General features: G+C 43.3%; 13 protein-coding genes and 1 tRNA gene. 11 read left to right on the top strand and 3 right to left on the bottom strand.

Annotated elements, in window-relative coordinates; all coding sequences use genetic code 11:
• Position 1: 1 nt before the first annotated feature.
• From R2Q80_RS10750 to R2Q80_RS10740, 3 genes are all read right to left on the bottom strand, one after another.
• Positions 2–83: transfer RNA gene (locus R2Q80_RS10750), tRNA-Leu, on the bottom strand.
• A 120-nt stretch (positions 84–203) separates the two neighbouring features.
• Entirely contained in the window at positions 204–1,388 is a 1,185-nt protein-coding gene (locus tag R2Q80_RS10745) for a hypothetical protein (protein WP_316799603.1), read from the bottom strand.
• A gap of 96 nt (positions 1,389–1,484) precedes the next feature.
• Positions 1,485–2,387 carry an AraC family transcriptional regulator gene (locus R2Q80_RS10740; RefSeq protein WP_316799602.1) on the bottom strand — a complete coding sequence of 301 codons (903 nt, stop codon included), beginning with the start codon at positions 2,385–2,387 and terminating at the stop codon, positions 1,485–1,487.
• A gap of 264 nt (positions 2,388–2,651) precedes the next feature.
• Here R2Q80_RS10740 and R2Q80_RS10735 point away from each other — a divergent pair, with 264 nt between their 5' ends.
• From R2Q80_RS10735 to R2Q80_RS10685, 11 genes are read left to right on the top strand one after another with little or no spacing between them, the layout of a single operon-like run.
• Positions 2,652–5,942 (top strand): TonB-dependent receptor, encoded by a 3,291-nt coding sequence (locus tag R2Q80_RS10735; RefSeq protein WP_316799601.1) that lies wholly within the window; start codon positions 2,652–2,654, stop codon positions 5,940–5,942.
• The gene (locus tag R2Q80_RS10730) at positions 5,942–7,873 is read left to right on the top strand and encodes a RagB/SusD family nutrient uptake outer membrane protein (RefSeq protein ID WP_316799600.1); all 1,932 of its coding nucleotides are present in this window, start codon (positions 5,942–5,944) and stop codon (positions 7,871–7,873) included. The genes R2Q80_RS10735 and R2Q80_RS10730 overlap by 1 nt, the downstream gene beginning before the upstream one ends.
• A gap of 33 nt (positions 7,874–7,906) precedes the next feature.
• Complete coding sequence (locus tag R2Q80_RS10725) at positions 7,907–9,133, top strand: DUF5000 domain-containing lipoprotein (protein ID WP_316799599.1); 1,227 nt, start codon at positions 7,907–7,909, stop codon at positions 9,131–9,133.
• A 30-nt stretch (positions 9,134–9,163) separates the two neighbouring features.
• On the top strand, positions 9,164–10,375 hold the full coding sequence (locus tag R2Q80_RS10720) for a DUF4998 domain-containing protein (protein ID WP_316799598.1): 1,212 nt from the start codon (positions 9,164–9,166) through the stop codon (positions 10,373–10,375).
• Between the two features lie 2 nt (positions 10,376–10,377).
• Positions 10,378–11,601 (top strand): enolase C-terminal domain-like protein, encoded by a 1,224-nt coding sequence (locus R2Q80_RS10715; RefSeq protein ID WP_316799597.1) that lies wholly within the window; start codon positions 10,378–10,380, stop codon positions 11,599–11,601.
• Between the two features lie 26 nt (positions 11,602–11,627).
• Complete coding sequence (locus R2Q80_RS10710) at positions 11,628–13,280, top strand: sodium:solute symporter (protein ID WP_316799596.1); 1,653 nt, start codon at positions 11,628–11,630, stop codon at positions 13,278–13,280.
• A gap of 16 nt (positions 13,281–13,296) precedes the next feature.
• Positions 13,297–14,082 (top strand): SDR family oxidoreductase, encoded by a 786-nt coding sequence (locus tag R2Q80_RS10705; protein ID WP_316799595.1) that lies wholly within the window; start codon positions 13,297–13,299, stop codon positions 14,080–14,082.
• A 47-nt stretch (positions 14,083–14,129) separates the two neighbouring features.
• A complete protein-coding gene (locus R2Q80_RS10700; RefSeq protein WP_316799594.1) occupies positions 14,130–16,418 on the top strand; it encodes a glycoside hydrolase family 95 protein in 2,289 nt (762 codons plus the stop codon).
• A gap of 5 nt (positions 16,419–16,423) precedes the next feature.
• Entirely contained in the window at positions 16,424–18,448 is a 2,025-nt protein-coding gene (locus R2Q80_RS10695; RefSeq protein WP_316799593.1) for an alpha-galactosidase, read from the top strand.
• A 10-nt stretch (positions 18,449–18,458) separates the two neighbouring features.
• Positions 18,459–20,660 (top strand): alpha-galactosidase, encoded by a 2,202-nt coding sequence (locus tag R2Q80_RS10690; RefSeq protein WP_316799592.1) that lies wholly within the window; start codon positions 18,459–18,461, stop codon positions 20,658–20,660.
• Positions 20,657–22,597, top strand: a complete 1,941-nt coding sequence (locus R2Q80_RS10685) for a sialate O-acetylesterase (protein ID WP_316799591.1) — start codon at positions 20,657–20,659, stop codon at positions 22,595–22,597. The genes R2Q80_RS10690 and R2Q80_RS10685 overlap by 4 nt, the downstream gene beginning before the upstream one ends.
• The last annotated feature ends 399 nt before the right edge of the window (positions 22,598–22,996 follow it).

Here is a 22,996-nt window from a genome sequence, read left to right as displayed (position 1 = left end):
GTGCGGAAGAAGGGACTCGAACCCCCACGCCGTGAAGCGCCAGATCCTAAGTCTGGTGCGGCTACCAATTACGCCACTTCCGCAGTTAGGATGTCTAAAGGACTGCAAAGATAGGAACCAGATTCATTAATCAAAGTATTTTTGGATAATATTTTCTTTCGGGTTCGTAATGCGATGATTTCAAGGTAGAAAAAAAAATGTTGCTACAGCTTTGCTCTTCTCCTGTAATTCACGATCACAAAAATTAAAAAGCCAAATAACCAGGTACCCAGTAATACACAGAAAAAGATTGGGCGGATAGATGAATGAAAAAACGCAGGCTGGTAGAATAAACGGTCCAGTGTCTTTATTTTATCAATTAACTGGTTTCGCTCGAACCGGTTTTGCATTTCAATTACCGATTGCTGATTGCCATCCCGGATATGATAAACATCTTTAATTAAGGCTGCTGGTTGAAGGTAAGATTCAATTTTATAGTTTTTGAGCAGCGTATCGAGCGATTTGAAGGCGCGGAGCAAAGAATCAGATGGTGCTCTGTAAAGGAGATTATACCTTTTAACTGCATTTTGCTGCTGTTGCATTTTGATGTCGATTCCGTTGATTGGGCTGATCAGGTTATTGGTTTCCAGAAAAACACATACGCTGTCATCATACTGTGGGTTCACTTCACGACCTTTGTAGATAATTACAGTGCTGTCATTCTCCGTTTTTTGTGATATTATCCGATTTGCTAGTTCTGCTTTTCCAAAGCCAAGCAGGCTAGATATTGTATCGGCAGACTTTTTCATCTTGTCGAAACTTTTTTCCGCTAACTTTAACGTATCAATGCTGTAGTATACCGTTTGCACTGTAAATGATTCTTTGTTTGCCGGATCGTAAAAGGGGGTATCCTGTTCCTCTATAATAGGGTAAGGATCTGGGTATAAAATATTGGTTACCTTAAACATGCTTTCTGAATTGTAGGCGCCTACTGGATATAAAAATGAATTTAATACATTCAGCAGCGTTTTATCCGCATTTAATTTTTTCTCAGGGAGTTCATTTTTCAGACTGGCATTCATGCCAAAACTGTAGCTCATGAAAAAAGTGAGCGAGTTGGCTACCGTTAGCAGCAATACCCCTCCGATTAGCAGCAGCTGTTTTACACTGTAGTGTACTCTCGAATGATTGCGAATGAGTAAAATAAGGGTAATTAGCAGAAATAATCCAGCAATGAAAAAGTGCGAAATAGAAACCTCATCATAGAATTTAAAACGGTAGAATTCTGTGTAGATATTGATGTTTTTTACTCCGGGAAAATGAATAAAGCCGTATGCAAAGTAAGCGATATGAATCAGGATCAGGACGACGTTAGATAGCAGAAGAAACTTCTTTAGTTTGGAGCTCATAATTGGAGGATGTTAATTTAATGTACTAAAATAGTATTTTAGCCAAATTGTTTGATACAAATTGAACTATTTGAATCAAATAACGCTCCAAAGACACTAATAGGAAGCTTCTGACCTTTTACGCCTCAATTCCCTGTAAACCTGAGGGGATACCCTCATGCTTTTTTTAAATAACCTCGAAAAGTGAAAGGGATCTTCATATCCCAGGCTGCTGGCAATGTCGCGGATCTTTATTTCTGTGCTGAAAAGTAAACCGCAGGCTTTTCTTACTTTAAGGTGGATGAAGTAATCCATTGGCGGCATACCAGTAGCTTTTCTAAACAAACTGGCAAAATAAGAAACAGACAGGTTATTAATCGCGGCGAGATCTTCCAGTGTAATTTTATTGGCTAAAGCCTGGTGCATATAATCAATGGTTTTCTTAATCATATCACGCTCATCCTGGTCTTTCACGCTCGTATGTTTTTCCGGATAAAAGAAAGTCGCCAGTAAATGACAAAGGCATAGGCTGATATTGCTCAGGTTATCTTTGTTATAGCCCAGCTGAAGGTTTTGATACATCGATTCCCAGATCTGAATTCCTTTTTCATTCAAATGAATAGGCTTTGCACCATCATACAGCTTCAGATTAAATCCCCTATTAAATTCCTCCAGATCCTTTCCACAGAAATGAATCCAGTAAATTGTCCAGGGTTCATGGTCGTCGGCACCGTAGCTCATTTTAACTTTTGTAGTGGGTACGATGATGTATTCGTTTGCAGCTACCTCCATTTTATGGTCGTCAAGCAAGAACCAGCCTTTACCTCTTAAGCAGTAAATCAGTATGTTTTCACTGCAGCCTTCAGGCCGGTCGCGATAATGAAACGCTGCATTTGGAAAATAACCCATTGATGTAACGTACAGATTGCTCATAAACACATTATGCTCTGCCGCAGCTTTCCATGCGGCTTCCGGAATATAGATGTGTTTTTCCCCTTGAAATCCGTCTTTTCTCTTCATTTGTGGAATGATTTGGTTAGTTGTACTGGAACCGGTTGATGATTTACCAGCCTTTAACAAATATATCAATTGCTTACAAATAATGGAACTGAGATATTGAGAAAAAATAATTGAATAGTCCATCATAATAAGTGAATACGCTATTTCAGCAACCTTCCAATAGTATTAGTTTTGGTTTCATAAAGCAGATCAAGCAGATTCTAAATTTTTATGCGGGAATCAATTTGATCCATTGCTTTAACTAACCAAATAATTCAAATAAGTATGAGCCAAACTCTACAAAAAAAATGTAAACATCTTTATGGACTGGTGTTTTTGCTGCTTTTTATGGGCAGCGCTACGTTTGCGCAAACACCAGTAAAGAAAACCATCACAGGTAAAGTAACCGATTCCTTAGGCATAGGTATGCCGGGTGTAGTGGTAGCCGTGGTGAGTCAGGCCAACGTTGGAACCCAAACCGACAACAATGGTAAATTTGTTCTAGACGTAAGTCCGGGGCAGTTGATCAGATTCTCTTTTGTCGGCTATAAAGAACAGCGTGTAACCGTTGGAGAGGGGAGTGTAATCAATATCAAACTGATCGAGGATAATATCCTGGCCGATGAGGTGGTGATTACGGCATTGGGCCAGCGCCAGAGAAAAGAAGCCTTGGTGGGGTCAGTTACTACTGTCAAAGTAGCCAACCTTAAAATCCCCTCCAGTAATTTAACTAATGCTTTATCCGGACAAATCGCTGGTGTGATAGGTTATCAGCGTAGTGGTCAGCCCGGACAAGACAACTCCCAGTTTTTTATCCGTGGCGTCACTACCTTCGGCTATAAGCAGGATCCACTCATACTTATTGATAATGTGGAACTTACCTCTTCCGATCTTGCACGCTTACAGGTAGATGATATCGAAAGTTTTTCGATACTAAAAGACGCTAGTGCCACTGCACTATATGGTGCCCGTGGTGCCAATGGTGTGATTTTAGTTGCTACCAAGTCTGGTAAAGAAGGCAAGGCTAAAATCAGCTTCCGTTTAGAGCAGTCTGCCAGTCAGTCTACTCAGAATCTGGAACTTGCCGACCCGGTTACCTACATGAAGCTTTTTAACGAGGCGGCCATCGGTCGGAACATGGATCCCGTTTTTAATCAGAACAAAATTATCAATACCCAAAATACCATCAACAAATCGTCAGGTTATAATGAATACGTTTATCCTGCGGTAAACTGGCTGGATATGCTCTTTAAAAAGAGAACATCTACTCAACGTGCCAATTTAGGCATAAGTGGTGGTGGCGGGGTAGCACGCTATTACGTTGCCGGTTCCTATAACCTTGATAATGGTGTGTTAAAAGAAGATGAACGCAATAACAACGACAACAATATCAAATTCAGGAACTATCAGTTGCGTTCAAATGTAAACATCGACTTAACTAAAACCACTGAGATGGTTGTTCGTTTATCCGGTAATTTTAGTGAATACAATGGGCCAATAGCCTCAGATGGTGGCTTTTCTACAGATTTATATAATGCAGCCATTCATACCAGTCCGGTGTTGTTTCCCGCTTATTTTCCTGCGGATCAGGCCAATCAGAATGCCCAACATATCCTGTTTGGCAATACGGTTGGGAATGCCGCAAACGATATCCGGAATATCAATCCATATGCCCAGATGCTGATGGGACATAAAAACTCTTCCGAATCCAGAATGTCGGCACAATTTGAGGTAAATCAAAAACTCGATTTTTTAACGGAAGGGTTAACATTCCGTTCTATATTCAGTACCAACAGGTATTCTTACTTTGATTCCTCAATGGCTTATGCTCCTTTTTATTACAATGTAGGTTCTTACGACAGGCAATCAAATCAATATACACTCAACTGGTTAAATCCGTCTGTAACGGCCCCGCTAAATGTTTCGCGGGAATATTTATCCTATTATCCAGGTTCACCAACCGTAAATACTTTCCTTTACGCGCAGGCATCAATGAATTACGACAGGACATTTGGCAGCCATACCGTAAGCGGAACACTAATTGGAACCGCACAGCAAACCAGATACAACAACGCCAGAGATCCTAAAAATAATCAGCCAACCTTACAATATTCGCTCCCTTACCGTAACATCGGCCTGGCCGGGCGTTTAACCTATTCTTATAAAAACCGATATTTCATTGAAAGTAATTTTGGCTATAACGGATCGGAAAGGTTTTCAGAAAATCATCGTTTTGGTTTCTTCCCAACCATTGGTGGTGGATGGATCGTGTCGAATGAGCCTTTCTGGAAAGGTGGGATTGCAGACGTGGTTAACCGCTTAAAGTTACGCGGAAGTTTTGGTATTGTAGGTAATGATGCTATCGGATCACAGCGTTTCTTTTACAAATCTGACGTTAACCTGAACGGTGGAGGAAACTACGCACAGTTTGGTTTTAATGGTGCCTCCGAACGTCCGGGTGTATACATCAATAGTTACGAGAATACCAATATTACATGGGAAACTTCTCAGCAAACCAATATCGCTTTAGAAGCTACCCTGTTTAAAAATTTAAGTGTAATTGCCGAGGTGTACAATAACTACCGCTACGATATTTACATGCCCAGAAGAAACGTGCCTTCTACTTTAGGTCTCGAGGCAATAGACCCGAATACGAACCTGCCCGACATTGGTGCCAATATCGGTATCGCCCGCTCAAGGGGTATGGACTTATCGCTCGATTATAAGTTTAATGCAAATGATTTCTCTTTTGCGGTTCGCGGAAACATGACTTTCGCCAAAAACAAATACGTTAATTTCGAAGAACCGCAATGGGCAGAAGCCTACCGGTATACTACAGGACAGCCGATTAGCCGTAACTATGGCTACATTGCCGAACGTTTATTTGTGGATGATAAAGAGGTAGCCAATTCTCCTACTCAGATTTTTTCTACCGGCGGAAAGCCGCCAAGAGGAGGGGACATTAAGTACAAAGACCTGAATAACGATGGTAAAATCGATGATGCAGATAAAGCTTATATCGGTTTTCCTCAGTCGCCTGAACTCGTTTATGGTTTCGGATTCAGTTCATCTTACAAAGGATTCGATCTGTCGGCTTTTGTTACTGGACAGGGCCGGATGACTTTCTTTATTAAACCGGAAAAAATAAGCCCATTCGTACCTACAGATGAAAAAAGAAAAGTAAACCCTTTCGATGGCGGTGATGGCGATTATTTCGGGAACACCCAGTTATTGCAGGAGTTTGCCAATAACCACTGGTCGCCCGAAAACCAGGACTTATATGCGCTTTACCCACGCTTATCGGTGACTAAAGAAGATTTAGAAAATAACCGCCAAACGAGTACCTGGTGGATGAGAAATGGCCGGTTAATCAGATTAAAGTCTGTTGAGGTTGGTTATACACTTCCACAGCGGGTTTCCAACAAAATCAGGTTGAGCTCAGCCCGCATCTATTTCAATGGTTTAAACCTGCTAACCTGGTCGCCATTTAAAATGTGGGATCCTGAACAAGGTGGTAATGGATTTGCCTATCCCATTCAAAAAGTATTCAATGTTGGCCTAAACGTAACACTATAATGAAAGCGATCAAAAAATATTCAACATATATCTGTGCGTTGGTACTGTTATGTTCCATTTATTCTTGCAAAAAATACCTCGATATTACCCCTGAAAATCTGGGTACACTGGATTATGCATTCAGAAACAGAAATGAAGCCGAGAATTACCTGTATGGTTGTTATGCATATCTGCAACGTTCTACTGACATGGCCACCAATCCTGGCTTCACCACATCAGGAGAGCTCATTTATTCCAATTCACTCGACAACTATTTGGGTTTTAACCGGGTAGGTTTTAATTTGTTGCGTGGTACGCAGAATACGGCCAATCCAGGGCTAAATGCCTGGGATGGGAATGAAGGGAGCTATAGCTTTTTCCGATCCATCAGGCTTTGTAATATCATGCTGGAAAACATCGATAAGCCCATTGATTTATCAGCAAATGATAAAAAAAGATGGATAGCAGAGACAAAGTTCTTAAAAGCCTATTATCATTACATGTTATTTAAAATGTATGGGCCAATACCATTGATTAAAACCAATCTGTCCATTTCAGCAAGTACTGATGAAGTGCGGATTAAACGCTCTACGGTCGATGAATCTGTAGATTATATTGTATCACTTTTAAATGAGGCCATTCCCGATTTGCCAGCTACTATTTCCAATCAGGCAACTGAATTAGGGCGTGCAACCAGCGTAATCGCACTGTCGGTAAAGGCCGATGTATTGGCTACCGCTGCAAGTCCGCTTTTCAATGGAAATCCTGATTACGCATCTTTCAGGGATAAGGATGGCATCAGCCTGTTTCCGCAGGCATATGATGCCCAGAAATGGCGCAAGGCAGCCGATGCAGCCAAAGCCGCTATCGTTGCTGCTGAAGGGGAAGGCATAAAGTTGTATACCTTTTCTTCACCAACAACCATCGGAACGCTTTCTGATTCGCTGAAGAGGGAACTTGATGTTCAGAATGCAGTTACCGAGAAGTGGGAGCTCAATTCAGAAATCGTTTGGGCCTCTAATCCTGCCTTCGGATATCAGGGCTTTGCTACCCCCAGGCTTACTGCAAATTCGGCTGTAAACGCATTTTCCAATCCCTCAACATTTTCTGCACCTATTGCAACGCAAGAACTTTTCTACACCGTAAATGGTGTGCCGATTACAGAAGATAAAACCTGGGATTATGCTGGCAGAAATACCATTATGGCTGGAGATAATGCCAGCAGGTATTATATTAAGGAAGGCTATGAAACAATTAAAGGACACTTTGCCCGCGAAACCAGGTTTTATGCGGATATGGCTTTCGATGGCGGGATCTGGTTTGGCAATGGGCGCATCAATCAGAACGATGCCCAACGCCCGCTTTACCACGTGTCCGCAAGAGGTTCCGGCTTTGCTGCACCCAGCGATAATATCCGCCTGAACATCACAGGATACTGGCCTAAAAAACTGGTCAGCTACGCCTCAGTTTACGATGATGGATTTCAGACATTTGCGTACCGCATGCCTTTAATCAGACTGGCCGATTTATATCTACTCTATGCAGAAGCACTGAATGAAGTGGGCGGACCAGTAACTGAAGTATTTACCTATGTAGACCGTGTAAGGGCAAGGGCGGGTTTAAGAGGGATTGAGGCTTCATGGACAAACTACTCCAGAAACCCGAATAAGTTTAATACCAAAGAAGGGTTAAGACAAATTATTCATCAGGAAAGACGAATTGAATTATGCTTTGAAGGGCACAGTGGATGGGATTTAAGAAGATGGAAAGAACTGCAGGCCGTACTCACTACGCCCTTACAGGGCTGGAGCATCAATAATGCAGATGCGATAAATTACTACCGCCCCGCCACTCAGTTTATACCTGTATTTGGGATTAAAGATTATCTGTGGCCAATTAAAAGCTACGATCTGGTGGTGAACCCGAATCTTGTGCAAAATCCTTTCTGGTAGTTGAAATAGGTTGTTAATCTTAAGTTTAAGAAAATGAAAAATATAAATAAATGGATAGCGCTCATGTTGTTTCCAATCGTTTGCCTGATGGCCTGCGAAAAGATGGAAACCTATAACGAGCCGGCCTCAACTGATATGTCCAAGCCGGCCGTGGTGAGCAATGTTAAAGTGCAGAATTATAATGGAGGAGCCAATATTACCTATTCGCTTCCTAATTCTCAAAATATACTTTATGTGCTGGCGCAATACAAAATTAATGGCGTGACTACGCGTGAAACCAAATCGAGCTACTATTCCGACACCATCACGGTAGAAGGGTTTGCTAAAAAACAACAATATGACGTCACACTTTATACAGTAAGCAGGGCCAATGTGAAGTCTGATCCGCTAATCGTTAAAGTAAACCCGGATACCCCTCCATATCTGCTTGTTAAACCTACGATTAATGCCCAGGCAGACTTTGGTGGTATTAAAATTACCGGAAGCAACCCAGGTAAAGCCAACTTAGGCGTAATCCTGTTAGGCTTCGAAGGCAACGTATCTGATGTGATTGATCAGAATTTCTCCAAACTTGCAACGATAGATTATTCGGTTCGGGGTTATCAACCGGTGGAGAAAAGAATTGGCTATTATGTGATTGATAATTATGGAAACATATCCGACACTACTTATAAGACGATCACCCCGCTTTTTGAATCCATTCTGGATAGAAATAAGTTTGCGAGTTACCGCCTGCCATCTGACGGGGTAATTGCTTACGGTTGGGATTTACCCTATCTATGGGATGGAAGAACCGACGGAAGTTCGAATGGCTGGCATACCGCGCCAGGTGGTGCGATGCCTGCAATTGCAACATTTGGATTGGGTGTGAGTGCAAAGCTCAGTCGCTTTATTCTTTGGGAACGTCCTGATGGAAGTGATAAGTTTGCTTATGGACATGGTAATCCGAAAGTGTTTTCATTATGGGGTTCAAATGCAACGGCTCCGAGAGATGCCAGTCTGCCTATGTCCGCTCCGGAAGGTACGGTAATAGGCGACTGGACAAACCTGGGTAATTACAACTATCCGCCACCACCCTCAGGCGCCACACCAGTTGCCCATACTACTGCCGATAACGATTTTGTTAAAGCAGGGGTGAGCTTCAACGTACCGCTGGTGAGCCCTAAAGTCCGGTATGTGCGTTTAAGTGTGTCCACCACATGGTCTAACGGTACCTTTGCACATGCTATGGAAATGGCATTTTACGGTGATGCCCGATAATCATTCTTCAAACCAATCAGTAAAGAAAAAATGAAAAACAGATATATAGTTTTGGCGGTGCTGCTCATTTCAACCATTATCATCAGTTGTACTAAAGATGATGTCGCCTTCAAGGAATTTCTTAAAAACGGCGAAACTGTTTACCCGGGAAAAGTTTCGAAAATTGTAGCTAAAGCAGGCAACCTGCGTACCGGCTTGTGGTTCAATCCGAGTCCGGATCCAAGTGTAACCAAATATGTAATTAAGTGGAATAATAATGTCGATTCAATAAGCGTGAATTCCACTTCTCATAACCCGCTGGATACCATTAAGGTAATTATTCCGAATTTAAGTGAATATACCTATACCTTCACCGTATTATCCTACGATGCACAGGGGCGAAAATCAATTCCTATTGAAGCGCCCAACGTAAGGGTTTACGGACCGTTATATCAGGGTGCATTGTTAAACCGTCCATTCAATGCTACTGAGCCTTACGTGCTCAATGCCAACGGTTCTGTTCAGTTAAATTTTAATGTACCCGACACCATCAATGTAGGCACCACCATCCGGTATACCAACACCAGCAATGTGGTTACGGAGAAAACACTGGCGGCAAAGGATTTGTCCATCACTTTAAATGATTATAAATCAGGAACTGATGTGCTTTATAAATCGTCCTATATCCCATCCCTGGGCTCCCTGGATGTATTCAGCGTTAGCGACTTTTCTACCTTCCCCAAAATATTCACTTTTGCACAATGCGATAAATCATTATTCCGGGAAGTTCGTTTGCCAAATGATGTAAATACCTATGAATCCGGAACCAGCATCAGCAAGCTTTGGGACAATAGCAATGGCCCGCAGGGTTACCCTAACATCTTTCATAGTGATGGCAGTTATATTGCTCACGTACTCACCTTTGATATGGGGAAAACCTACAACAACCTGGCCCAGATTGAAGAAGTAGGCCGCGATTGCTGCAATAATCCGGATCGATTTGAAGTGTGGGGGATAAATGACCTGACCAATGCCACTACAAATTTAAGGGCTGATAACCCGGGTTGGAAGGCCGAAGCGGTTGCAAAAGGTTGGACTTTATTAAAAGATATTACCCGTACAGATGATGGTAAAAATGCCATGAAATTTGACCTGATTGCGAACCCCCCGCCAGTTCGTTACATCCGCATCAGGGTACTGCATACCGTAACCGGTTCAGGCTATAGTAATATGAGCGAACTCACTTTCTGGAATAAGCAGTAGTTATGATTAAACGTATCGAAATAAGGGATGCAAGATTTCCTTTGGGTAATGGTGCGGGAAGTGATGCCATTCATCGCGACCCCATCTATTCGTATGCAGTGGTAAACTTACAAGACGATAGTGGTTTAACAGGTACCGGCTTTGCTTTTACTTTAGGTGAAGGAAATGATCTGGTTTGCAAAGCGGCCCGTTACTATGCAAACCAGTTACGTGGAAGTGATATTGAAGAGCTCATGGCTAATTTTGGTGTAACCTATAAATCCTTCGCTAATGAACAGCAGTTTAGGTGGCTCGGCCCGCATAAGGGAATTGTTCACCTTGCATTGGCCGCCGTTACAAATGCCTGCTGGGATTTGTGGGCTAAGAAAAGGGGGGTACCACTCTGGAAGCTAATGATTGATCTTTCTGCTGAAGACCTCGTAGACACTATTGATTTTTCATACCTGGAAGATGAACTGACGAGGCAGCAGGCCATTGATTTGATAAAGGAAAATAAGCTTACACAGTCCTCGCGTATTTCAATTTTAAATGTGGGATACCCCGGTTATGACACCTCTATTGGCTGGTTTAACTATCCTGATCAGCAGGTAAAAGAAAATGTTGAAAAGGCGCTGGAAACCGGTTTTACTGCGATGAAACTGAAGGTTGGATCGAAGGATCCGGTACATGATATCCGCCGCGCCAATATGGTGCGTGAGGTTGCAGGTGATGATATTAAAATCATGCTCGACGCCAATCAGCAATGGAATCTGCCACAGGCATTAGCCGTTTGTGCCGAACTGAGTAAAATGAATCCTTACTGGATTGAAGAGCCAACTCATCCTGATGATGTACTCGCACATCAAACCCTGGCGCAGAAAATTGCCCCTGTTAAACTCGCATTGGGGGAGCATGTGCCAAATGCAATTGTGTTTAAAAATTATCTGCAGGTAAAATGTGCCAGCTTTATGCAGGTAGATGCCGTACGGGTAGGTGGGGTAAGTGAGTTTCTGGCGGTAAGTTTACTCTGCAGAAAATTCAATATTCCCGTTGTACCACATGTAGGAGATATGGGGCAGCTGCACCAGCACCTGGTGCTGTTTAACCACATCGCCTTAGGTCACGAGGCTTTATTTTTAGAACACATCCCACATCTGAAAGCGCGTTTTATTCATCCGGTTCGTTTAGAAGACGGTTTATACCTCACGCCTCAAAATACAGGCAGCAGTTGCGATCTTAAATTGTAATTTCAATGATTAAAAAACCAGTTTAAATGATCCAGACCATTGATATCATCATTAGTACCAGTTATATCCTCCTCATTCTGTTTATCGGATTGTGGGTGGGCATCCGGCACCGCCGTCAAAGCAAAAAAAATGAGGCTAGCAGCTATTTTCTGGCAGGGAAGTCGCTTAAGTGGCCGGCAATTGGTCTGGCGCTTTTTGCTACCAACATCTCTACAGTTCACCTGGTTAGTCTGGCTCAAAGCGGTTTTGATACGGGTTTACTTAGTGGGAATTTCGAATGGATGGCTGCTTTTACGCTCATTCTGCTGGCCCTGTTTTTTGTTCCATTTTACCTCAAGTCGGGCGTATCCACCTTACCTGATTTTCTGGAAAAACGTTACGATCGTTCGAGCAGGGACTGGTTAACTTTCGTTTCTATTATTTCAGCTATCATCATACACATCGCTTTTTCTATGCTTGCAGGCGGGATCGTACTCAAAACCCTGTTTGGCGTAAACATCTACCTGAGTGTTGTGGTCATCTGTATCATCACCGCCTTCTACACTATTGTGGGTGGTTTAAAAGCCGTTGTGGTAACCGAATCCATTCAAACGATTGTATTGTTACTGGGCGCAGGCGTGATTTGTTTTGCCTGCTACCATAAAATGTCAGGCTGGAATTCGATGGTTGAGGTATTGCATTCCGAACAACAAAGCGTAAAACTTTCGATGTTAAGACCAGCCAATGATCCATCGGGAATGCCATGGTATGCCGTATTTTTAGGCTACCCGGTATTAGGAATCTGGTACTGGTGCGCCGATCAAACCATAGTGCAACGTGTTTTGGGGGCTAAGGATGAGAACCATGCCCGCGTGGGTACTTTATTCTGCGGCTTCATTAAAATTCTACCCGTATTCATATTCATTATTCCGGGCCTTTTTGCCTACACATTGGCTAAAACCGGCCAGCTCGATCTCTCAAGCATTACAACAATGGACAGCAACGGTCAGACGGTGGTAGAAAGTAAAGGTATTTACACCCTGATGATTACCCAATTATTGCCAACTGGCCTTATCGGTCTGCTGGTTGCTGCTCTGCTATCCGGATTGATGAGCCAGGTTTCGGGTGCATTAAACTCAATTTCTACCATGGTGAGCTATGATATATACGCCAGGTATTACCCCAACCTCGATGATCGGAAACTGGTGAAAACCGGTAAAATTGCCGCAGGTATCGCCTTGCTCTTTTCTCTGGCTTTACTGCCACTACTCAACCGCTACGAAAGTATCTTTAGCGGAATCAATGACATCATTGCCCACATTGCTCCCCCAATTACCTGTGTGTTCCTGTTAGGGATTTTCTGGAAAAGAGCCTCTGCACCGTCCGCAAAAATCACCTTGTGGTTCGGCTCTGCCCTGGGAGCGGCGGTATTTACCATCAATAAATTGTGGACAGATACCTGGTTTGCAGCAATCCCTTTTATGATGATGGCTTTCTACCTGTTTTCATTTTGTGTACTGTTACAGATTATACTTTCCTATATCTATCCTGTTGTACATACCCGCGAAAGTGCTACGTTATACTGGGTTTCATGGAAATCACCGTTGACGGCGAAAGGCTGGCCCGGACTGGCCAACTACAAAACATTATCCGCCATATTGTTTATCAGCATGGCCGTTTTATTCTATTTATTCAGATAATTAACTTTAAATACAGATGCATTTACTAAAAAACAAGGTTGTATTTCTAACAGGCGGTTCAAAGGGTATCGGCTTTGAGTGCGCATTAAAATATGCAGAAGAAGGTGCAAAGCTTGCCATCATCTCCAATGATCAGGCTTCAATTAACCATGCGCTTTCTGTTTTAGGCGCACCACACATTGGGATCCATGCGGATGTGTCAAATGCACAGGATATCCGCAATGCCATCATGAAAACGCTCGATCGTTTTGAGCGTATTGATGTGATCCATAACAATGCAGGCATCGCCTATCCCTCAAAAAACATTCATGAAACCGATGATTCGGAATGGGATGACCTGTTTAATGTCAACGTTAAAGGTGTTTACCACACGGTAAAATTCGGTCTGGAAGCACTCATGAAATCGCAGGGGTGTATCATTAACACCAGTAGCCTGGTTGGGGAAATAGGGCAGGAAAACCATGCTGCCTATTCGGCGACCAAAGGCGCCATTAATGCACTTACCAAATCGATGGCGTTGGACTATGCAAAATACAAAATCCGTGTCAATGCCGTGGCCCCGGCTGGAGTGTGGACCGATATGCTGGAGGAATGGGGCAAAGCACAAAATGATGTCGAAGGAATTAAGCACTACCTCGACGGTATACATGGCTTAGGCTATTGTCCCGGTGGCGATGTGGTGGCGGATGCCTGTGTATTTCTCGCTTCAGATAAAGCCCGCTTTATTACGGGAATTATTATGCCGGTAAGTGGTGGGGCCGAACTGGGATATAAAAAAGTAAATCAACTGGAAACTATTTAATTATGCGAAATCAACTGATATTATTGCTGTGTTTATGCTCAATCTTTATGCATGATGCTGCTGCGCAGCAGAACCTTAAACTCTGGTATAATAAGCCGGCTCAGCGGTGGGAAGAAACCATTCCGCTTGGAAACGGCCGTTTGGGTATGATGCCTGATGGTGGCATTAATACAGAAACGATAGTACTCAACGACATAACCTTATGGTCGGGAGCACCGCAGGATGCCAACAACTACGAAGCCCATAAAAGCCTGCCAGAAATAAGGCAACTTATTTTAGCAGGCAAAAATGATCTGGCTCAGGATCTCGTTAATAAAAACTTCATTTGTAAAGGTCCGGGTTCTGGTGGCACCAATTATGGCTGCTTTCAGGTGCTGGGCAGTTTGAAGCTCAATTTCACTTATCCAAACCAAAAAAATGCTGTTGAAAAGCCAAGCCTGTATCACCGCGAACTCTCGCTGAGTCAGGCGCTGGCTAAAACCAGTTTTGTCATCGATGGCGTTACCTATTCCCGCGAATACCTCACGAGTTTTGATGATGATGTAGATGTAATCATGTTAACGGCCTCCAAACCAGGTTTGTTGAACTTTGATGTTGAAATCTCCCGTCCGGAGCGGGCAACTGTAGCTACCGCAAACGGCGAACTAATCATGAGCGGACAACTGGATAATGGCATCGACGGCAAAGGCATGCAGTATATCAGTCGTGTGAAAGCCCGCTTAACCGGAGGTACACAGGCCGTCAAAAACAATAAAATCATCATTAAAAATGCCACCAGTGCACTAATCTACATCGCTGCCGGTACGGATTTCAGAAATACGGGCTATAAAGAAAAGGTGAACCTCGACTTAAAATCTGCATTTGCCAAAAAATACACTGTTCAAAAACAAAACCATATCGATAACTATCAGAAAAAATTCAACCGCTTAAGTTTACAGATTGGTAACAAGATTCAGGATACCATCCCCACTGATGAACGTTTAGTGAACTACAATAAAAATCCGAAAGCCGATGTTGGGTTTCCGGTACTGTTTTATCAGTTTGGCCGCTACCTGAGCATTAGTAGCACGCGCGTGGGTTTATTGCCGCCAAATTTGCAGGGGCTGTGGGCTAATCAGATCCATACCCCATGGAACGGAGATTACCATCTCGATGTGAATATCCAGATGAACCAGTGGCCCGTTGAAGTGAGCAATTTATCTGAACTGAACCTGCCACTGGCAGATTTAGTCGGAAGAATGATGAAAAACGGAGAGAAGACAGCCAAAGCATATTATAATTCTAAAGGTTGGATTGCCCATGTCATCACCAATGTATGGGGCTTTACCGAGCCCGGAGAAAGTGCTTCGTGGGGGGCATCCAATGCAGGTTCTGGCTGGTTGTGTAACAATCTGTGGGATCATTATGCCTTTAGCAATGATCAGGCATATCTCAAAAAAATCTATCCCATACTAAAAGGCTCAGCTGAATTTTATGCAAATGCGCTGGTTAAAGACCCCGAAACAGGTTGGTTAGTTACCGCACCGTCTGTTTCTCCTGAAAATACATTCTATCTTCCTAACGGAAAAACAGCCAGCATCTCCATGGGCCCGACTATTGATAATCAGATTGTAAGGGAGCTGTTTACCAATGTCATTTATGCGGCTAAAACACTCGGCGTTGATCAGGACTTTAGTAAATTTCTGAATGAGAAGTTAAAAGTTGTACCTCCGGCCGGAACAATTAGTAAAGACGGGCGGATCATGGAATGGATACGGGATTACAAAGAAACTGAACCCCAACACCGTCATATTTCCCACTTATATGGACTTTATCCCGCATCATTAATTACTCCGGTTAAAACACCGGAACTGGCAGAAGCGGCAAAAAAATCACTGGAAGTTAGGGGCGATGACGGACCAAGCTGGTCAATAGCCTATAAGCTGCTATTTTGGGCAAGATTACAGGATGGGGAACGTTCGGGCAAACTACTACACGAACTGATGAAACCCACTATTAAAACAGATATTAATTATGGTGCCGGGGGCGGAATATATCCAAATCTGCTGTCTGCAGGTCCTCCATTCCAGATCGACGGTAACTTTGGCGGAGCGGCCGGCATTGCCGAGATGCTGATCCAGAGTCATGATGGCTTTATAAATTTGTTGCCATCTATCCCTCAGGAATGGAAAGCATCGGGTAAAATTACGGGCGTAAAAGCCCGCGGGAATCTAACGGTAGATTTCGAATGGAAAGATGGAAATGTTACCGCTTACAAAGTTTATGGTCCGGTACCTACCAAAGTAAAAATCAAAATTAACGGTAAAATCGTTGACCTGACCAGTCAGAAATCGTAACAGCCATGAAGAATTTAACTAAGGTAATCTGCCTATACTTTACCCTTTTCCTTCTTTTTAGCAATACCTCGGTTTTCGGGGAAAAAATTCCGTTCGGTAAAAATTCCTTTATCGATTACAAAACTGATAAAGGGACTTTTGATGTGTTTGTGAACGGAAAACCGGTACTTAAAGATGGTTATTCTGAAGTTTTGGTCAACAATGAAATGATCAGCTCCCGTGCTTTCAATCGCCGCACAACGGTTAAAAAGAATTTTAAGAATGACATAGGAACAGGTCAGCACTATCAGTTTACGGGCAGAAGCAAATCCGGAGTGACCTTAATCCAATCAGTTTTTGCGTACACCAACCATCCATTTTTCGTGATAAAAGTTTCCGTTTCAGGCGCAGCTTTAAGCAGCAACCAAATGTTCCCTCTTAGAGGGAAGCTAACCGCTGCAGATGATTTAACGGGTCAGACGAGCTTAATGGTTCCTTTCGATAATGATACCTTCATCAGTTATCGGGCAAATTTGCTCACCATGGAAAAAGAGCATGTCAGTTCAGAGGTTACTTCTGTTTATGATAACCGTACCAGAAAAGGTTATGTGATCGGTACTTTGAACCATGACCAGTGGAAAACCGCTTTGAAGACTCTTCTGCCCGTCCCGCAGCACCTAGAACTGGCCGTTGAATGTGGATATACCAGCTATGAGCTTACACGCGACCGATCAGCACATGGCTACCTGAAAGGAAATTCAATTGCTTCGTCAGGCATTCTTTTTGGCTATTTCGACGACTGGCGTACAGGTATGGAAAGCTATGCCAAAACCGTTCGTGAAACTGAAAAGCCAATTGTGGCGAACTGGACAGGAGCTACACCTGTAGGCTGGAATAGCTGGGGTGTAATGCAGGAAAAGCTCTCCTACGAAAAGGTAACTCAGGTGGTGGATTTTTTTGCCGAAAACCTGAAGGGCTTCCGAACGGGCAACGTAGCCTACATCGATCTGGATTCCTACTGGGATAACCTGCTTAAAGGAAATGACTATTCGGCATTAAAGAAGTTTGCTGATTACTGTAAAAGCAAAGGCTTAAAGCCCGGCATTTATTGGGCCCCTTTTACAGATTGGGGTTTCCAGGGCGGCTCAAACCGTAAAGCGCCAGGCAGCGATTTTACTTTCGGCGAAATGTGGACTAAAGTTGATGGTGGTTTCCATGATTTTGATGGTGCCAGGGCTTTGGATCCGACTCACCCAGGCACACAAAAAAGAATTTGGTCAGTCATTTCCAATCTTAAAGCCTGTGGGTTTGAAATGATTAAAATAGACTTTTTGGGTCATGCAGCAGTAGAATCTACCCAGTTTTATAATCCAAAGGTTAGCACAGGCATGCAGGCCTACAGGGTTGGAATGGAATACCTGCTGAAATGCCTGGACAATAAGATGCTGATTTATGCCGCCATATCGCCAAGTCTGGCCTCCGGCCGGTATGTTCAGGTGAGGCGGATTGCCTGCGATGCGTTCAAAAGCATTAAAGATACCGAATACACCTTAAACAGTGTAACTAACGGCTGGTGGCAAACTTATCTGTATCATTATATCGATGCAGACCATGTTGTTCTGGGCAATGAAGGCGAGGCTGCAAATATTTCACGAACGCTATCAGCCATCGTAACCGGAACTTTAATTGTTGGGGATGATTTCTCAGCCAACGGACCATGGAAAGCCAATGCCCAAAAGCTGTTTCAGGATCAGGATTTGCTTCAGATTATTCGTGATGGGAAAGCTTTTAAACCGGTGGACGGCAACCGGGGGAAGAGTGCATCAAACCAGTTTATAAAAGAACAGGGCAAGGTGAGGTATGTGGCACTTTTCAACTATGGAAACAGCTCTGCAATCGCACCTATCGATTATTCCAGGTTAGGCATAGATGAACAATCGATTGTGTCCATCGAAGACCTGATCAGCCATCTGCCCATGAACCCCGTAAACTATCATCAGCAAGCACTACAGCCGGCGCAGGCAACGATGCTTAAAATCACCTTAAAATAAAAACAGATCAATGAAAGCTATCAATATATCTCCGTTTAAGCGCCAAATCCTGCTGCTGGGTTTGTTTGGCATTTGCCATGCCGGCCTTGCACAGGAAATCATCAGCATTGAAACCGCCCATAACGCGATGGTTCTCGAAGTCGTAAAAGGCAAGGACGTAAACACCATTTATTTCGGTGAAAAGTTGCATTCGGCTGCTGAATACGCTCAGGTAAATGCTGCCTATAAACAAACAACCGAATATACAGGGCAGTTAAATGCAGCTTATACGCCCTCTGGCTCGCGTAATCTGGCTGAGCCAGCTATCAGTGTAACACACGCTGACGGGAACAAAAGCCTGAACCTGAATTTCGTTCAACAGCAAGCTGAAAATATCAGCGACAATGTTCGTTTAACTACACTTACCCTGAAAGATCCGGTGTACAACTTCACGGTTAAACTGTTTTATAAAAGTTTTTTTAAGGAAGATGTAATTGAACAATGGACCGAAATCAGTCACAGTGAAAAAGGCGCGGTTACGTTAGAAAAGTTTGCGTCCGCAAATCTATACCTGAAGGGTAAAAGTTATTATCTGAAACAATACCATGGCGACTGGGCAAAGGAGATGCAGCCTGAAGAAAGCCGCCTTACCCACGGCATTAAAACACTGGATAGCAAACTGGGCACAAGGGCGAACCTGTTTCAACCTTCAGTATTTATGGTTTCACTCAATGCTCCGGCAACTGAAACCCAGGGTGATGTTTTATACGGCGCAATGGAGTGGAGCGGTAATTTTCGTGTAGATCTGGAACTGGATTATCAGGATAACCTTAGGATTATTGCCGGTATAAACAATTATGCATCAGACTTTAAGCTTAAGCCAGGTCAGCCTTTTCTTACCCCGAAATTTCTCTATACTTTCTCCACCAGAGGCAAGGGCGATGCCAGCCGGAAACTGCAAAGCTGGGCCCGAAACTATCAGCTCCTGGATGGTAAAGGCGAGCGCTTAACTTTGCTAAACAACTGGGAAGCCACCTATTTTGATTTCAATGAACAGAAACTCGCCGGTTTACTTAAAGATACTAAAACGCTCGGTGTAGATATGTTTTTGCTGGATGATGGCTGGTTCGCCAATAAATATCCGCGTAATGATGATCATGCAGGGTTAGGCGACTGGCAGGAGAATAAACAGAAACTGCCCAACGGAATCAGTTCACTGGTAAAAGAAGCCGGTCAGAATGATGTGAAATTTGGCATCTGGATAGAACCGGAAATGGTGAATCCTAAAAGCGAGCTATATGAAAAACACCCGGATTGGGTGGTGAAACAGCCCAATAGAGAGGAATATTACTTCCGGAATCAACTGGTGCTTGATTTAGCCAATCCGAAAGTACAGGACTTTGTATTTGGCGTAGTAGATGGTCTTTTTACCAAGAACCCGTCTCTGGCTTATATCAAATGGGATTGCAATGCCGTCATTTATAATGCCTATTCTTCACATTTAAAGGATCAGGCCTCATTTTATATCGAATACGTGCAGGGGTTGTACAAGGTTCTGGAAAGAATCAGGGCAAAGTATCCTAAAGTTCCGATGATGCTTTGCTCAGGAGGAGGTGGAAGGGTAGATTATGCAGCCCTTAAATATTTTACGGAATTCTGGCCAAGCGATAACACTGATCCCCTCGAGCGTATTTTCATTCAGTGGGAGTATTCCTATTTTTATCCGTCTATTGCCAGTTCCAATCATGTTACCGATTGGGGGAAGCAGCCTATTAAATTCCGAACCGATGTAGCCATGATGGGGAAACTGGGTTTCGATATTGTAGTAAGTAAACTGCCGGAAAATGACCTGAAATTTTGCCAGCTTGCGATTAAAAATTATAATGAAATCAAGCAAACCATCTGGCAAGGCGAGCAGTATCGCCTTTCAAATCCTGCTGAAGGCAGTGTTGCTTCCATGTTGTACGTCAGTACAGATCAATCTGCTGCGGTCAGTTTTAGTTACCTGGTGAATAGCAGGTACGACGAAGGCAGTAAATTGCCAGTCAGGATGCAGGGCCTTAACCCTGATAAAAAATACCGTTTAACTGAAATCAACCTGTATCCGGGTACTCAGTCAAGCATCAATTCCAATACGATTTACAGTGGTGATTTTTTGATGAAAGTAGGTTTCAACCCAAATGTTAAAGCAGACCGTAGCAGTGTAGTGATTAAAGTGGAGGAGGTTAAATGATGATCAGAGTTAAATTAGCACTAGTATGCCTGCTGTTTTGCTCCTATACTGCATCGCAGGCAAAAGTTACATTACCTGCCTTTTTCAGTTCAAATATGGTATTGCAGCAAAAGGCTCAAATCAATATGAAGGGAAAGGCTAATCCTGGTGATCTGGTGATGCTGGCCTGTTCGTGGGACGAGAAAAAATATGCCCAGCGTGCAGATAAAGCTGGTAACTTTAAGCTCAAAATCAAAACACCTGCTTATGGAGGGCCATATATTATGGTGCTTTCAGCAGCGGGTAAAGCAATAAAATTTGATAACGTACTCATTGGTGATGTGTGGTTGTGCTCAGGGCAGTCGAACATGGAAATGCCACTGGCTGGTTGGGGGAAAGTTGCTAACTACGAGTCCGAAATCGCTGCGGCAAACTATCCCAACATCCGATTGCTGCAGGTTAACCATACTACGGCTAATTTCCCAACGGATGATGTCAGTGTTCAGAATGGAGGATGGAATGTCTGCTCGCCGGCTAGTGTGCCGGAATTTTCATCCACAGCATATTTTTTCGCCAGGGAAGTGTATAAACAAACCGGAATCCCGATAGGTTTAATTCACAGTTCATGGGGAGGTACAGTTGCCGAAGCGTGGACCAGTGCTAAAACCATATCTCAATTCACCGACTTTAAAACATCACTGGCTCAGGTTCAGCAAACGAATGGAGAAGAAGATTACTTAAAACAAATTACCGCCTGGAATGAGGCGTTAAGATTCCATGATAAAGGATTTCGATCAGGCAGAGCTATCTGGGCAGGTAAAGACATTGCTGATGCCGGCTGGAAAGAGATGACTTTGCCCGCGTTTTTTGACGCCAAAGAAAGTCCGGGTTTTGATGGCGTAGTCTGGTTTAAAAAGAAAATTGAGATACCCCAGAACTGGAAGGGTAATGAACTGACATTATCGCTTGGAACCATAGATGATAATGATATCACTTTTTTCGACGGGGAGGAAATCGGCAGAACGGAGGGCTACGATCGTGAACGCAAATATCAGGTGTCCAAAGAAATGGTTTCGCCCGGCGAGCATTTTATTACCGTACGTGTTTTTGATGGTGGCGGGGGAGGTGGTATTTACGGCGAAGCCGCAAACTTTTATATGGAGTGTGCTGGTGAAAAAGTGAGCTTAAATGGTACATGGAGGTGTAAAATTGCTGTTGATTTTAAAGATTTGAAACCCATGCCTCAGGCTAATTCCGGTGCCAACAGGCCTACAGTGCTATATAATGCCATGATTCATCCCTTTATTACATTCGCCATTAAAGGGGTAATCTGGTATCAAGGGGAAGCCAATGCCAGCCGGGCCAGCCAATATGAAACCTTATTCCCAGCATTAATCCAGGATTGGAGAACACAGTTTAAAAACCCTGAGTTGCCCTTTTACTTTGCTCAGCTGGCGGGTTATGGAAGGGGAGAAGGAGACGAGGCGTCCTGGCCAATGCTTCGTAATGCACAGCTCAAAACACTGGCATTGCCTTATACGGGTATGGCCGTTACCATCGATATTGGGGAAGAGGGAGATATACATCCTAAAAACAAACAAGATGTTGGTAAAAGACTAGCCCTTATTGCTTTAGCCAAAACGTATCATAAGCCTGTAGATTACTCAGGACCAGTTTATCAAACGATGGTTCGGCAAAAAAACGAGCTGATCTTAACATTCGGTTTCGATAAAGGTATTCAGGCTAAATCAGGCGGCCTGGATGGATTTTTTGTTGCGGGAGACGACGATGTATTTTATCCGGCAAAGGCACTCATTAAAAACGGAGGTGTTCATTTACATAGCGATAAGGTTGCTGAACCCGTCAAGGCGAGATATTCATGGTCAAATTATCCCAGGGGAAATTTAACCAACTCATCAGGGCTTCCGGCCAGTCCTTTTGCAGCCAGGATAAGATAAGGTTTGTAATTTTTACCATTCCTTCGATCTTAATAATATTGTTCAAAATAAGAGCTGACTGCGGTAAGTTCAGCTTGGAGACTGTAATTTTAGGTCTTGAATTAAAAACTTTATTCATTACATTTGCCCGTGGTGAAATATTTTGTATTCCTTTTTTCCCTATACCTGATCTTGCTTGGCTTTCTGCCATGTCAGGACAGGGAAGATATGGTATCGAAGTCTCATACTGCAGAAACTCTGCACGGCGGAAATGCGGCTTCAGATCATCCACATGGAGAATCCTGCCCTCCATTTTGTAGTTGTACCTGCTGTTCCATAGCGCAGCATTTTCCTTTGCAGCAATCAGCGAAATTAATCATCCCCGTTATTCGGAAACCCTATCCCGTATTCCAACGCACT

Origin of the sequence: Pedobacter frigidisoli (assembly GCF_032678525.1) — a bacterium.
GTDB lineage: Bacteria > Bacteroidota > Bacteroidia > Sphingobacteriales > Sphingobacteriaceae > Pedobacter > Pedobacter frigidisoli_A.
This window is presented reverse-complemented; position numbering and strand designations above follow the sequence as displayed.